The organism is Polycyclovorans algicola TG408 (assembly GCF_000711245.1).
GTDB lineage: Bacteria > Pseudomonadota > Gammaproteobacteria > Nevskiales > Nevskiaceae > Polycyclovorans > Polycyclovorans algicola.
Window position 1 is genome coordinate 3,159,807 of record NZ_JOMH01000001.1, and the last position, 14,693, is coordinate 3,174,499.

A 14,693-nucleotide genomic window follows, 5' to 3' on the forward strand; every position below is an offset into this window, starting at 1 on the left:
TGACAGGACATACGCTCAAGGACGAATAACCGTCTTTTTCGGCCATCGACGAGTCCTGCGCGCCGGGGTCGATTAGGCTTGCAGCCTCCCCGCACCGGTGCCGCTCCATGTCGCCCACCCCGCCGCGCACCATCGGCTTTCTGATTCACGCCGAGTTCGTGTTGCTCGATCTCAGCGGCGCGCTGGAGGCCTTTCATATCGCCAACCGGGTTCAACCCGGCAGCTACAGTTTGCGGCTGCTGTCGCTGACGCCGGGGTTGGTGACCAGTTCGGCCGGGGTGGCGATGCACAGCGAGGCCATCGGGCCCGAGCCGCTCGACACGCTGTTCGTGATTGGCGGCGAACGCTCGGTGTACGACACCCCCGCCGAACAACTGCGCTTCGTGCGCCACGCGGCGACCGACACGCGGCGCATGGCCAGCGTCTGCGTGGGCGCATTCATTCTGGCCGCAGCCGGTCTTCTCGACGGCCGACGGGCAACCACGCACTGGCGCTATGCGGCCGATCTGCAAGCCCGCTACCCACGGGTCCGTGTGAACGGTGACCGCATCTTTACCCGCGACGGCGCCATCTGGACCTCAGCCGGCATTACGGCCGGCATCGACCTCGCGCTGGCGCTGATTGAGGACGATCTGGGCAAGGACATCGCCAATGCGGTGGCGCGCCTGCTCGTGGTGTATCACCGGCGCGCCGGCGGGCAGATGCAGCACTCGGCCCTGTTACAACTGGCGCCTGATGCCGACCGCATCCACAAGGTGCTGACCTTCGCGCGTGAGCACCTGGCCCAGCCGCTGCCGGTGGAAAAGCTCGCCGACGTGGCGAACCTGAGCATCCGCCAGTTTGGTCGCGCCTTTTCGCAGGCCACCGGCACCACGCCCGCGAAGCTGGTCGAGCGACTTCGGGTGGAAGCCGCCCGGCCGCGCATTCAAGAGGGGCGCGAGCCGCTAGAGGTCATCGCCCGCTCGGTGGGTTTTACCGATGCCGACCGCATGCGCCTCAGCTTTCGGCGCGTGTTTGGCCAGGTACCGCAGACGCTGCGACGCGATGTCAGAGAAGAGACGCTTCGTGGGGGTCTGCGTTCTGCCAGCGAGATCTGAACCCGCAAGTCGCCTCCCCTACCCAGGAACCGGCGGTCGCAGACCGCCTCCGACCTACCCTCTCCCGCGCAGCGGGAGAGGGGGGACCGTCCGCGGAGCGGGCGGTGGGAGAGGGAGAGAGACCGCCGCAGCGTTCCGGGGAAATAGTCGGCACCGCCACGCTGCGGCGGTCTCTCCCGCCTGCGGGAGAGGGGTTAATCAGCATGCTTATCGCTTAATCAGCTTGGCCAGAACCCGGGGGTAAGCCGAGGGTGCCAGCCGGGCAAGCTTGTCGAGCATTTTTGCGTCGGGGCCCACCAGCACGCGGCGATCGTTCTTCTGCACCGCCTTGAGAATGATGGCCGCCGCCTTTTCAGCGGTGGTGATGAAGTTCTGCTCGAACTTCTTGCCGGCCTTTTTCTCGTCCATGCCCAGTGCCTGGATGCTGGCGTCCATGCGCGAGTTGCGGGCGATGGCAGTCTTGATGCCACCCGGATGCACGCAGGTGGCCGACACACCGCAGTCGGTCATGTCCAGCTCCTGACGCAGGCTTTCGGTGAAGCCGCGCACCGCGAACTTGCTGGCGTGATACGCCGACTGCGATGGCACGGCCAGCAGCCCGAACAGGCTGGAGGTGTTGATGATGTGCCCTTCGCCCGCCGCCTTGAGCTTGGGCAGGAAGGCTTGCGTGCCGTGCACCACGCCCCAGAAATTGATGTTCATCAACCACTCGAAGTCTTCAATCTTCATGCCTTCAACGGTGGCGGCGAGGCCGACGCCGGCATTGTTGAAGATGAGATTGACCTTGCCGTGATCGGCCACCACTTGGTCGGCCCAGGCGAACATCGCTTTGCGGTCGGCGACGTCGAGTCGCTGGTGGGTGACGCGCACGCCGCTGTCTTTCAGCAGCGCCACGGTTTCGGCCAGGCCGGCCTCGTTGACGTCAGACAACGCCAGATGACAGCCCTGCGCCGCAAGGTTCTGCGCCAAGGTGCGGCCCATGCCGGAACCGGCACCGGTGATGGCGGCCACTTTGTTATTGAAAGATTTCATCGGGTCGCCTCCTCAGGCGGTCAGGTAATGATTGGGGTTGATGCGACGCGTCTTGAGCCAGTATTCCCAGGTGAAGCCCGGCCATAGTGCAGTGATCTTGCCGGACCGGTGCTGGTACCAGCTCTGGCAGCCGGTGGCCCAGATGGAGCCGCCCAAGCGCTGCTGCAAGCCTGCGTTGAACTGATCCTGCACCTCGGGTCGAATGTCGACGCTGCGGGCCTCGCGGTCGCGCATCAGGCCCAGCACCTCGCTGATGTAGCGCACCTGCGCCTCGATCATGAACACCATCGAGCTGTGGCCCAGCCCGCTGTTGGGGCCGACGATGAAAAACAGGTTGGGAAAGCGCTTGACCTGCACGCCCAGAAACGCCTCTTCGCCCTCGGCCCAGACATCCGCCAAGGTCTGTCCGTCGGCGCCGCGAATCACGTCGGCAATCGGGTTCTCGGTGGCGTAAAAGCCGGTGGCAAAAATCAGGACGTCGACCTCGCGCTCGGTGCCGTCGGCGGTGACGATGCTGTGCGCCTTGATCTCGCGAATGCCATCGGTGATCACGTCGACGTTGTCGCGCGAGATGGCCGGGTACCAGTCGTTGGAAATAAGAATGCGCTTGCAGCCGATGGTGTAATCCGGCGTCACCTTGGCGCGCAGCGCGGGGTCAGCAACCTGCTTGCGGATGTGACGTTCGGCGATCTTCTGGAACAACACCATGAACGCCGGGTTGAGCACCAGCCCGACCACGCGAGCTTCGTGCCCCCAGTAAATCACCGAGCGGTGAATCTGCCGGGTGATGGGCAGCTTCTCGAACAGGGTTTTCTCGATGCCACTGTAGGCGCGGTCGGGGCGCGGAATGATCCAGTTGGGCGTGCGTTGATAGACGTCCAGCCGCCCCACTTTCGCGGCAATCTCCGGCACGAACTGGATCGCCGAGGCGCCGGTGCCGATCACCGCGACGCGCTTGCCGGCAAGGTCAATGTCGTGGTTCCAGCGTGACGAGTGAAAGGTGTCGCCCCTGAAGGTTTCGACACCCGCAATCTCTGGCAGCTTGGGTTCGGCCAGGCCGCCGCTGCCCGACACCACGACCCGCGCGGTGAAGACGCCGCCGCTGGTGCGCACCGTCCAACGCTGGTTTGCGCTGTCGAACTCGGCGCCTTCGAAGTGCGTGTTGAAGCGAATGTTGGGCCGCAGACCATGCTTGTCGGCAACGCCGCGCAGATAGGCAAACAGCTCCGGCTGGGTCGGGTACTTGCGCGACCAATCGGTATTCGGCTCGAAGCTAAAGGAGTACAGGTGCGAGGGCACGTCGCAGGCCGCGCCGGGGTACTGGTTGTCGCGCCAGGTACCGCCGACATCGCCGCCACGCTCGATCAGCATGAAGTCGTTCTGGCCGGCTTCTTTCAGTTTGATGGCCATGCACAGGCCGGCAAAGCCGGTGCCGATAATGACCACGTCGTGATGCGGGACGGCTTCAGGCTGGGGTGATGAACGGGGCATGACAGCACCATAAGTGACAATGATTAATGTCAGTTTGATTCTGACATCAAACAATGTCAACCTCAGACCATGTCAGACATCACCGACACCCAGACCACCCACGTCCGTCGTCGCACCTACAAAGGCGAGAGCCTTGATGTGCGTCGCGCCGAACGCCGCAGCAAATTGCTCGACGCCGCGCTGGAATGCTTCGGCACAGCCGGCTACCACGGCACATCCGTTCGCAGCGTGTGCCAGGCCGCCGGATTGACCGAACGCTACTTCTACGAATCGTTCGCCCACAGCGAAGCCTTGCTGGAGGCGCTGTACGAAAAGCTGTCGAATGACCTGGAAGCACGCATCGTCGCCGCCGTCGATGGCGCGGCACCCGACCCGGTGGCGATGTCGCACGCCGCCCTCGACGTCTACTACCGCCACTGCGAAGACGAGCGCGTCGCACGCGTCACGCACTTCGAAATTCTTGGCGTCAGCCCGGCCATTGACCGTTGCTACCGCACCCGCATGGGTCGCTTTGCGAAACTGATTGCCGGCGTCATGCAGGCCGTCGCGCCCGTTGCCCAACGCACCCCGGTACAGATGGAATTGATGTCGACCGGCATGGTCGGCGCCGTGGTGCAGATCACCATGCACTGGGTGATGAGTGGTTACCGCGCGTCGCGCGCCGACGTCGTCGAAAGTGCGCTGATGCTGTTCAGCGCCCTGGTCGGGCACTGGCAGGGCCAAGGGGCCAATACGCCACGCTGATCCTGCTGCGTGGCCTTCGATTCCCGCAATCGACGCCCGCCAATTGGACCGTGTTCGCACAACTGCGCTGGCGATGGCTTTGCACGTCCGCAGGCGAGGCGTATCATCGCCCTCCCCCGTCGCCCTCTTGTTCTGGCTCTGGCCCGGACACTCAGGATTTTTGATCGATGCGCTCTTCCCCCGGTCATGACATCAAGCCCCTGGCTCAGGCTCTGACCGAGTCCCTAGAAGACTACTTCAGCACGCTCAATGGCACCCCGCCCTGCGAGCTGTACGAGACGATCCTGCGCGAGATTGAAGTGCCCCTGCTGAGCATCACGCTGAAGCACACCGGCGGCAATCAGTCGAAATCGGCGGAGTGGCTGGGACTCAATCGCGCCACGCTGCGCAAGAAACTCCAGCAACACAAACTCGACCCCAACGCCTGAGATTTTTGATGACGTCTTCTCCAGCACGGACGCCCGTCCGCCGCGCGCTGCTTTCCGTGTCCGACAAGTCCGGCATCGTTGAACTGGCCACCGCCCTGCACGACCTCGGCGTGGCGCTGCTGTCCACCGGCGGCACCTTCAAGACCCTCACTGCCGCCGGCCTGCCGGTGACCGAAGTGTCGGCGCACACCGGCTCGCCGGAGATCATGGACGGCCGGGTCAAAACCCTGCACCCGAAAATTCATGGTGGCCTGTTGGGCCGTCGCGGCACCGACGACGCGGTGATGGCCGAGCAGGGCATCGCGCCCATCGACCTGCTGGTGCTCAACCTTTACCCGTTCGAAGCAACGGTCGCCCAGCCTGGCTGCACGCTCGAAGACGCCATCGAAAACATCGACATCGGTGGTCCGGCGATGCTACGTGCAGCCGCCAAAAACTGGGCCGATGTGACGGTGCTCACCGCGCCCGACCAGTACGACGTTCTGCTGGCGGCGCTGCGTGAACACGGCGGGCTCACGCGCGCCGAGCGGTTTGCACTGTCGGTGAGTGCGTTCAACCGGGTGGCCCAGTACGACGCGGCGATCAGCGATTATCTGTCGTCACTGACCCTGGACGAATCCGCCACCGGCATCGCTGCACGCAGCGATTTTCCCGCACAGTTGAACTTGCACTTCAGCAAGGTGGAAGACCTGCGCTACGGCGAAAACCCGCACCAGTCAGCCGCGTTCTATCGCGAACAATCGCCCGCGGCCGGCACGCTGGCAACGTATCGCCAGCACCAGGGCAAGGCGCTGTCGTACAACAACCTGGCCGACGCCGACACCGCCTGGGCCTGCGTGCGCCAGTTCGACGCGCCCGCCTGCGTCATCGTCAAACACGCCAACCCCTGCGGCGTCGCGCGTGCCGAGTCACCGCTGGCCGCCTACGAAGCCGCTTACGCCACCGACCCGACCTCGGCCTTCGGCGGCATCATCGCCTTCAACCGCCCGCTGGACGCGGCCATGGCTGAAGCCATCGTCAGCCGCCAGTTCGTTGAAGTGATTCTGGCGCCGTCCGTCACGCCCGAAGCCCTGGCCATCACCGCCGCCAAAACCAACCTGCGCGTGCTGGAAATTCCGACCGGCGACGGCGACAACCGCTTCCACATTCAACGCATCGGCGGCGGCCTGCTGGTGCAGAGCGTAGACGACCGCGTCGTACAACGGCCCGACCTGAAGGTGGTCAGCCAGCGCGCGCCCACCGAGGCCGAGCTGCGCGACCTTCTTTTCTGCTGGCGCGTGGCGAAGTTCGTCAAGTCCAACGCCATCGTCTACGCCCGCGACGAACGCACCATCGGCGTCGGCGCAGGACAAATGAGCCGCGTCTATTCGGCCAAAATTGCCGGCATCAAGGCCGCCGATGAAAAGCTGCAAGTCGCCGGCAGCGTGATGGCCTCGGACGCCTTCTTCCCCTTCCGCGACGGCATCGACGCGGCCGCGGCCGCCGGCATCAAAGCCGTCATTCAACCCGGTGGCTCGATGCGCGACGGCGAAGTGATCGCCGCCGCTGACGAGGCCGGCATGGCCATGGTGTTCACCGGCGTGCGGCACTTCAGACACTGAAGCCGTGGCTCCACGGCCGCAGTCGGTTGATCAGCCGGGCAAGACTAGCGTGGGCAACCGAATCGCGAACGGCATCCGCATCAATCTTTTCTGAGCTGCCTATCCGGCAGTGAACTTTCTAGGAGCAACATCAATGACGAATCTCCGTTTCTGAGCTGCCTACCGGCAGTGAACGCGGCAAGACAGCCCTGTTGTTTCTCGCCTATTTTCTGAGCTGCCTATCTGGCAGTGAACGCGCAGCAACGGCATACGCTACGTGGGCGTGCTTTCTGAGCTGCCTATCCGGTAGTGAACGATCCGCCTCGAAATCGCCCAGGGCTGCTACTTTTCTGAGCTGCCTATCCGGCAGTGAACATGAATGAAAACCACACCCATGCTGTTTAACGTTTCTGAGCTGCCTATCCGGCAGTGAACGCACCAGACGCCGTCGCGCATCCGGCAGGACTTTTCTGAGCTGCCTATCCGGCAGTGAACGTTTGCATTCGCGGCCCCGGGCATCAGCTATCTTTTCTGAGCTGCCTATCCGGCAGTGAACACGATGCGGCCCTGGGCGAAGAGGGTGCGCAGTTTCTGAGCTGCCTATCCGGCAGTGAACCATCGAGTCCGTGCGCTACATGCCCGCCTTTCGTTTCTGAGCTGCCTATCCGGCAGTGAACACATTGCCCCGCCGTGCTACCTGCGGCCACGGTTTCTGAGCTGCCTATCCGGCAGTGAACCCGCAGCCGGTCAATTTCGAGAACACCACCAATTTCTGAGCTGCCTATCCGGCAGTGAACTGGATTATCTGAGCCCGCTTGAGGCTTACGACTTTCTGAGCTGCCTATCCGGCAGTGAACTTGATGGCCTGACGACGACGGTGACCCAATAGTTTCTGAGCTGCCTATCCGGCAGTGAACTCGGTCGTCACGGCGGTGATCGCGTCGGCATTTTTCTGAGCTGCCTATCCGGCAGTGAACTCGGCGGCCTGCAGACCACAGTCACCCAGCAGTTTCTGAGCTGCCTATCCGGCAGTGAACATTGCCGGCCTGGACGATGCCGTGCAGGACCTTTTCTGAGCTGCCTATCCGGCAGTGAACCGCTGCAGATCGTCGGCACCGCCATTCCGGGTTTTCTGAGCTGCCTATCCGGCAGTGAACTTCATTCGTTTAATGTCGTTCGGAGGCGAGCCTTTCTGAGCTGCCTATCCGGCAGTGAACAGAACGATGACTGACAAAGTGCCGCTGTTGACTTTCTGAGCTGCCTATCCGGCAGTGAACAACACGGCCGCAATCGCGCTGCTTGAAACCGATTTCTGAGCTGCCTATCCGGCAGTGAACCGCTCGGCAGTGCGGGCGGGTGGCAACGTGGTTTTCTGAGCTGCCTATCCGGCAGTGAACCGGACGTGGAAGAAACGGCTGGCGAGTGGAACTTTCTGAGCTGCCTATCCGGCAGTGAACTTGCCTTCAACCCGGCGGAAGACCCGCCCCTTTTTCTGAGCTGCCTATCCGGCAGTGAACGGCGTTGATCCAGACGGCAAGCGGATTATTAATTTCTGAGCTGCCTATCCGGCAGTGAACCACACCCAATCCACCAAACACCGGTTTGGCCTTTTCTGAGCTGCCTATCCGGCAGTGAACGCTGTCGTTGATGTCGACCAGCGCGCCTACCTTTTCTGAGCTGCCTATCCGGCAGTGAACGCTGCCGCCCTTGAGCGTGAGTACCTGACGCTTTTCTGAGCTGCCTATCCGGCAGTGAACATTTGCGGATACCCAACGCACGGATCGGGCTTTTTCTGAGCTGCCTATCCGGCAGTGAACTGCGGTCAGCACCAGCATCGAGCAGGGGTCAATTTCTGAGCTGCCTATCCGGCAGTGAACGGCGCGTCACCCTACGTCACCCGCAGCGAGCTTTTCTGAGCTGCCTATCCGGCAGTGAACGGCCGCCAGCACCTTGGCCTGCTCATCGCTGATTTCTGAGCTGCCTATCCGGCAGTGAACCCCGGCTCGGGGTCTTGCAGGTCCAGCTCGTTTTTCTGAGCTGCCTATCCGGCAGTGAACATCAGGTCGAGCAGATCGACAAGCCATTCAATCTTTCTGAGCTGCCTATCCGGCAGTGAACCGGCAAGGGCAGCAAAACCCAGTGGATCGGTTTTTCTGAGCTGCCTATCCGGCAGTGAACACGTTTCGCAAGTTCTTCTGAGCTGCCTGTTCTTTCTGAGCTGCCTATCCGGCAGTGAACCTTCTTCAACTCCATCCACCGCCCAACGCTTTTTTCTGAGCTGCCTATCCGGCAGTGAACGTCGCGTACCTCAGCACCGCCTACAGCTGGGCTTTCTGAGCTGCCTATCCGGCAGTGAACGTTCAAACCGCAGTTCCGCACCGGCCGCGTGGTTTCTGAGCTGCCTATCCGGCAGTGAACGCCACCGGGCGACACAGGGCGGATTCAAACCTGAAGTGCAACACCTGCTACCGAGTAAGGTTCGCGCATGCAGAGCATTTCACCGAAGCGTTACCAGCAACTCCAGCCTGAAGAGCGCGTGACGCTGGCCAGTTTGGTCCACCAGAAATTCAGTGTGCGTGCGATGTCGCGAGTGTTGTCTCGTTCGCCCAGCACCATCAGCCGGGAGCTGTCTCGCAATCGATCGCCAGCGGGCTATGGCAGTGCCGCAGCGCGAGCTTTTGTCCAGCGGCGGCGCAGGCTGAACCGCCCTCCACACAAGCTGCACTGTGAAGGCCTCCTGTTCGGGATCGTCCGTCATTTTCTGGACCTGCGGTGGTCACCCGAGCAGATTGCCCTGACACTGGCAGCGGTGTACCCCAAAGGCCATGAGCACCGCGTGTCACACGAGACCATTTACAACTGCATCTACGCCCAGCCCGTGGGCGAGCTCAAGCGCGAGCTGATCGCGACCTTGCGACACGCGCACAACAAGCGCGTGCCACGCAGCAAAGGCCAGGACCGGCGCGGACAAATCCCGGACATGCTCAGCATCCATCTGCGCCCACCGGAGATCGAAGACCGGCAGTTTCCCGGTCACTGGGAAGGTGACCTCATCAAAGGTGCGGCCAACGCCAGCGCCGTGGGCACCCTGGTCGAGCGCACCAGCCGTCTGGTGATGCTGGTCAAGTTGCCCGACTTCAAGCCAGCCAGCGCCGCCAACGTGATGCAAGCCTTCACCGACAAGCTGTTGAGCATTGCCGCACCGATGCGCCAGAGCATGACCTATGACCAGGGCCGGGAGATGACCATGCACAAGGAGTTGAGCAAACGCACAGGCATCGCGGTGTACTTCTGTGACCCGCACAGCCCCTGGCAGCGCGGCTCCAACGAGAACATGAACGGCTTGGTACGGCAGTACCTGCCCAAAGGCACCGATCTATCGGTCTACAGCCAAGAACAACTCGATGCCATCGCCGATCAGATCAACGGCAGACCCCGAAAGGGCTTGGGCGTACGATCACCGCTCGTGGTCTATCGAGAATTACTCCTGAAATCCACGCAGCACTCATCACTCATCCACTGAAACCAAGGTGTTGCACTTCAGATTTGAATCCGCCCAGCATGCCACTCTGCATTTTCTGAGCTGCCTATCCGGCAGTGAACAAGGCCATCCTCGGCGGCACCCTCACCAGCCATTTCTGAGCTGCCTATCCGGCAGTGAACATGCGGTTTTCGAGTTCGCTGGCGAACTCAAATTTCTGAGCTGCCTATCCGGCAGTGAACATCGAGATGCAGATGTCGTCGATAAACTCGCATTTCTGAGCTGCCTATCCGGCAGTGAACCGGCTGATGGTCTTCATCTGGCTTTCCAGTTTTTTCTGAGCTGCCTATCCGGCAGTGAACAGCATGTCTTGCTGCGGCAGGTATTCGAGCAATTTCTGAGCTGCCTATCCGGCAGTGAACCTCACCGAGTCCGACATTCAGGACGTGCTGGGTTTCTGAGCTGCCTATCCGGCAGTGAACATGCTCAGCCATATCTCGCCGCACCGTTTCATTTTCTGAGCTGCCTATCCGGCAGTGAACGGGTTGTGCAGACCGATTGATGCGAAGCCACGTTTCTGAGCTGCCTATCCGGCAGTGAACCAACGCGATAAAGCGGGCGCTCTCGGCGCGTATTTCTGAGCTGCCTATCCGGCAGTGAACTGGCCATGAACCCCAGCACCGCCACTGAGCTGTTTCTGAGCTGCCTATCCGGCAGTGAACGCCGCGGGTGGTCATGAATCACCACGGGCTTTTTTCTGAGCTGCCTATCCGGCAGTGAACATGGCGCGGGCGTTCAATGCCGCCGGCGTAGATTTCTGAGCTGCCTATCCGGCAGTGAACGTTTTTCGAGCACGGGATACTCCATTTCTGAGTTTCTGAGCTGCCTATCCGGCAGTGAACGCCACGCGTGTACTTGGCCAGGGCGAAGATCATTTCTGAGCTGCCTATCCGGCAGTGAACGGGGCTTTTGAATGGGGCGCCTGTTCGGGCGTTTTCTGAGCTGCCTATCCGGCAGTGAACGCCGTGTTGGCGGCAACCGCTTCGCCGATGCTTTTCTGAGCTGCCTATCCGGCAGTGAACGTCACCGGCTCAAAAAAGTAGGCGTACCAGTCTTTCTGAGCTGCCTATCCGGCAGTGAACCGGGCGCGGCGCACTTGGTCGTCGGTGTGGGTTTTCTGAGCTGCCTATCCGGCAGTGAACAGGCCGACCAAGCCGCGCTGCGGCCGTTTATCTTTCTGAGCTGCCTATCCGGCAGTGAACGGCCGACAGAGACGTCACGAACGAGTCGAACTTTTCTGAGCTGCCTATCCGGCAGTGAACGCCCGCGTCGCTCGGGTCGTCGCTGATGCACATTTCTGAGCTGCCTATCCGGCAGTGAACTCATAATTCTTGCTTCCTTTTAGGCGGCTTCATTTCTGAGCTGCCTATCCGGCAGTGAACCTGGTCGGCTGCCTTCGCGGCAGTCGGGTCAATTTCTGAGCTGCCTATCCGGCAGTGAACGGCATAGTGGATCAGCTCTTTGTAGCGGTTCGTTTCTGAGCTGCCTATCCGGCAGTGAACGAACGCCTTCAACAGAAGCTCCGTGACTTGCATTTCTGAGCTGCCTATCCGGCAGTGAACATCTCTTTGCTGCAAGCCTTGATGATCTTCATTTTCTGAGCTGCCTATCCGGCAGTGAACGCACTGAAAAAGCAAACGGCTCCGCATCAGCATTTCTGAGCTGCCTATCCGGCAGTGAACCCAGCATGTTCAGCGAGGTTCGCCGGAAGGTCTTTCTGAGCTGCCTATCCGGCAGTGAACATCGAGACGGTATACCAGCGCGGCATCGCGCATTTCTGAGCTGCCTATCCGGCAGTGAACGTTCTTCTGTGCATATAGGGCTGAGTTTTGTATTTCTGAGCTGCCTATCCGGCAGTGAACTCGATCTGGTCCCCGCGCTCGACGACCTTTATTTTCTGAGCTGCCTATCCGGCAGTGAACGTCCAGCCACGGCAGTTCGATGGTCAGGCAGCTTTCTGAGCTGCCTATCCGGCAGTGAACAGCGGCCCGCAGCGGGAGTTTCTGGTCGAGGTTTTCTGAGCTGCCTATCCGGCAGTGAACGCCGAAAGATGCCGGCACGAGAATGTCGGGCATTTCTGAGCTGCCTATCCGGCAGTGAACCACCTAGAACGAGGTCATGACGGACGCTTTGATTTCTGAGCTGCCTATCCGGCAGTGAACGATCGCGTGATCTTCGCGCGGCGTGTCTGGGATTTCTGAGCTGCCTATCCGGCAGTGAACCACCCGAGGAAAGCTGTTTCACCATGAACGGCTTTCTGAGCTGCCTATCCGGCAGTGAACAAGTGGTCGACGGATTCCACCGCCACCGTGTTTTTCTGAGCTGCCTATCCGGCAGTGAACCGATTCAGGCGCCAGTATTTTGTAGTCGCAAATTTCTGAGCTGCCTATCCGGCAGTGAACACGACGATGCGAATGGCCTCACGCTGTTGGTCTTTCTGAGCTGCCTATCCGGCAGTGAACTTCGCGCATGATTCTAGAGTTCGACCAGTTCCTTTCTGAGCTGCCTATCCGGCAGTGAACACAGCGTTGATTGCGCTTACATTGCTTTTTCATTTCTGAGCTGCCTATCCGGCAGTGAACAATTCAAAACAGAAAACGCCGACGATGCTGTCTTTCTGAGCTGCCTATCCGGCAGTGAACGCGACGAAGACCGCGCGCTCCACGACCATCCATTTTCTGAGCTGCCTATCCGGCAGTGAACCAGGGCCTGCTGATTATCAACGTGCTGCTTCGTTTCTGAGCTGCCTATCCGGCAGTGAACTTCGTGCCAGCGTTGTCACAGACCGTGGCAATTTTCTGAGCTGCCTATCCGGCAGTGAACTCCATAGCCCCGACATTGGCTCCGCATCGGCATTTCTGAGCTGCCTATCCGGCAGTGAACTTTGCATGGCGATGTCGTTCGCCGCGCGGAATTTTCTGAGCTGCCTATCCGGCAGTGAACGAATCGACTTCGGTCGGGTCGGTGTAATCGAATTTCTGAGCTGCCTATCCGGCAGTGAACGCGGAACGGTTGGGCGTGTCATCCATGTTCCATTTCTGAGCTGCCTATCCGGCAGTGAACCCGGTGACAACGTGTTGCCCGATGGCGTAGAGTTTCTGAGCTGCCTATCCGGCAGTGAACCTGAGCAGCACCGGCGTGGCCCAGACTGATATTTTCTGAGCTGCCTATCCGGCAGTGAACCGTTTGAGGTTTGCCAGCACTGCGCCCTCCATTTTCTGAGCTGCCTATCCGGCAGTGAACGCGTCGCAGTGGACCTCCCCGGCGGCGCATGGTTTCTGAGCTGCCTATCCGGCAGTGAACCGTGCCGAGAGCGTTTCAAAGTATCTCGTCAATTTCTGAGCTGCCTATCCGGCAGTGAACAGAATGTCAGTCATGATTTTTGATCCTTAAATTTTCTGAGCTGCCTATCCGGCAGTGAACTGTGAATACGTTCATCAGAATGTTTCCTCAGTTTTCTGAGCTGCCTATCCGGCAGTGAACGAATACCAGGGCCTAGGCTTCGCATTCCTACCTTTCTGAGCTGCCTATCCGGCAGTGAACAGCGTGACGCCATCCGCATCGTTGTCGAGTCTTTTCTGAGCTGCCTATCCGGCAGTGAACGCGTGATCATCCGTTGCCCGCAGTTCGAGATTTTTCTGAGCTGCCTATCCGGCAGTGAACAGCGGGTTCGCCTTCCAATTCGTCCCCCGGGTTTTCTGAGCTGCCTATCCGGCAGTGAACTCGCCGGATTCCTCGCCGCCGGTGGCTTCGTATTTCTGAGCTGCCTATCCGGCAGTGAACTACCCACCCGCCGAGTTTGAGGCGAAGTTACATTTCTGAGCTGCCTATCCGGCAGTGAACACCTCGTCGCCGATGCTCGGGTTGCGCGTACTTTTCTGAGCTGCCTATCCGGCAGTGAACTCGGCTTCGGCAATTAATTCCTTGACGCTGCGTTTCTGAGCTGCCTATCCGGCAGTGAACGCGGTCTTCGTCGCTGCCGTCGAAACGGTGAATTTCTGAGCTGCCTATCCGGCAGTGAACGCTGACGAGATCATCCTCGCGGGCATCGGTATTTTCTGAGCTGCCTATCCGGCAGTGAACGTAGACGTGACGATCTACAGCAGCGCCATGGATTTCTGAGCTGCCTATCCGGCAGTGAACGTCTTCGCGACTGACCCTGTTACCGGCGTGCTTTTCTGAGCTGCCTATCCGGCAGTGAACCGCGGCGTGCCGTTCGCTGCCGGATTCGAGCCTTTCTGAGCTGCCTATCCGGCAGTGAACGCGTTCGGTTATGTCGGTTTGGTAGGGGCGGATTTCTGAGCTGCCTATCCGGCAGTGAACTTGCGCAAGCCTTCAAGCACGGTCATGGCTCGTTTCTGAGCTGCCTATCCGGCAGTGAACTCGGTCAAAAAATCGCCGTCTGGTTTTCTCGTTTTCTGAGCTGCCTATCCGGCAGTGAACTCCGCGAGCTGGAACAATGCACGGACCCCGAGTTTCTGAGCTGCCTATCCGGCAGTGAACCGTGCCGAGAGCGTTTCAAAGTATCTCGTCAATTTCTGAGCTGCCTATCCGGCAGTGAACTGCGCGCAGACTTCGGCGGGCGTTGGCTCGGGTTTCTGAGCTGCCTATCCGGCAGTGAACTATCGCGGTTATCGCAAGGTCCGATACGAAGTTTTCTGAGCTGCCTATCCGGCAGTGAACACGTTGGAACGCGGCGCACTTGATGTCCATCATTTCTGAGCTGCCTATCCGGCAGTGAACGCGCAAACCCTGTTGAGCCTGACCGATGCGCATTTCT

Annotated in this window: 7 protein-coding genes and 2 CRISPR repeat arrays (1 of these 9 only partly in view); of the genes, 5 read left to right on the forward strand and 2 right to left on the reverse strand. The window is 60.3% G+C overall.

Features of this window, described 5'->3' with window-relative positions; genetic code table 11:
* Window positions 1-107 precede the first annotated feature (107 nt).
* Window positions 108-1,097, forward strand: coding sequence for a GlxA family transcriptional regulator (locus tag U741_RS0115125; protein ID WP_043110303.1), 990 nt, complete (start codon window positions 108-110; stop codon window positions 1,095-1,097).
* Window positions 1,098-1,304: 207 nt separating this feature from the next.
* Here the strand turns inward: U741_RS0115125 and U741_RS0115130 are convergent, their stop codons facing one another.
* Together U741_RS0115130 and U741_RS0115135 are read right to left on the reverse strand one after the other, a co-directional pair.
* Window positions 1,305-2,129 (reverse strand): SDR family NAD(P)-dependent oxidoreductase, encoded by an 825-nt coding sequence (locus U741_RS0115130; protein ID WP_029891287.1) that lies wholly within the window; start codon window positions 2,127-2,129, stop codon window positions 1,305-1,307.
* A 12-nt stretch (window positions 2,130-2,141) separates the two neighbouring features.
* Window positions 2,142-3,620 (reverse strand): flavin-containing monooxygenase, encoded by a 1,479-nt coding sequence (locus tag U741_RS0115135; RefSeq protein ID WP_052378883.1) that lies wholly within the window; start codon window positions 3,618-3,620, stop codon window positions 2,142-2,144.
* Between the two features lie 69 nt (window positions 3,621-3,689).
* Here U741_RS0115135 and U741_RS0115140 point away from each other — a divergent pair, with 69 nt between their 5' ends.
* From U741_RS0115140 to U741_RS0115155, 4 genes are all read left to right on the forward strand, one after another.
* Complete coding sequence (locus U741_RS0115140) at window positions 3,690-4,364, forward strand: TetR/AcrR family transcriptional regulator (RefSeq protein WP_052378884.1); 675 nt, start codon at window positions 3,690-3,692, stop codon at window positions 4,362-4,364.
* A 167-nt stretch (window positions 4,365-4,531) separates the two neighbouring features.
* A complete protein-coding gene (locus U741_RS0115145) occupies window positions 4,532-4,792 on the forward strand; it encodes a helix-turn-helix domain-containing protein (RefSeq protein WP_043110304.1) in 261 nt (86 codons plus the stop codon).
* Between the two features lie 8 nt (window positions 4,793-4,800).
* Window positions 4,801-6,393, forward strand: a complete 1,593-nt coding sequence (gene purH, locus U741_RS0115150) for a bifunctional phosphoribosylaminoimidazolecarboxamide formyltransferase/IMP cyclohydrolase (protein WP_029891291.1) — start codon at window positions 4,801-4,803, stop codon at window positions 6,391-6,393.
* A 206-nt stretch (window positions 6,394-6,599) separates the two neighbouring features.
* A CRISPR array of direct repeats spans window positions 6,600-8,791; the repeat unit is 28 nt; unit sequence TTTCTGAGCTGCCTATCCGGCAGTGAAC.
* 66 nt (window positions 8,792-8,857) lie between these two features.
* Window positions 8,858-9,895, forward strand: a complete 1,038-nt coding sequence (locus U741_RS0115155; protein WP_029891292.1) for an IS30 family transposase — start codon at window positions 8,858-8,860, stop codon at window positions 9,893-9,895.
* Window positions 9,896-9,947: 52 nt separating this feature from the next.
* Window positions 9,948-14,693: direct repeats of the CRISPR family, unit length 28 nt; unit sequence TTTCTGAGCTGCCTATCCGGCAGTGAAC; it runs 2,786 nt beyond the window's last position.

Bases quoted from the DNA above. Each gene is read 5' to 3' on its own strand.
- U741_RS0115140 (WP_052378884.1), top strand. From the start codon at position 3,690: ATGTCAGACATCACCGACACCCAGACCACCCACGTCCGTCGTCGCACC.
- U741_RS0115145 (WP_043110304.1), top strand. From the start codon at position 4,532: ATGCGCTCTTCCCCCGGTCATGACATCAAGCCCCTGGCTCAGGCTCTG.
- U741_RS0115125 (WP_043110303.1), top strand. From the start codon at position 108: ATGTCGCCCACCCCGCCGCGCACCATCGGCTTTCTGATTCACGCCGAG.
- U741_RS0115135 (WP_052378883.1), bottom strand. From the start codon at position 3,620: ATGCCCCGTTCATCACCCCAGCCTGAAGCCGTCCCGCATCACGACGTG.
- U741_RS0115130 (WP_029891287.1), bottom strand. From the start codon at position 2,129: ATGAAATCTTTCAATAACAAAGTGGCCGCCATCACCGGTGCCGGTTCC.
- U741_RS0115155 (WP_029891292.1), top strand. From the start codon at position 8,858: ATGCAGAGCATTTCACCGAAGCGTTACCAGCAACTCCAGCCTGAAGAG.
- purH (WP_029891291.1), top strand. From the start codon at position 4,801: ATGACGTCTTCTCCAGCACGGACGCCCGTCCGCCGCGCGCTGCTTTCC.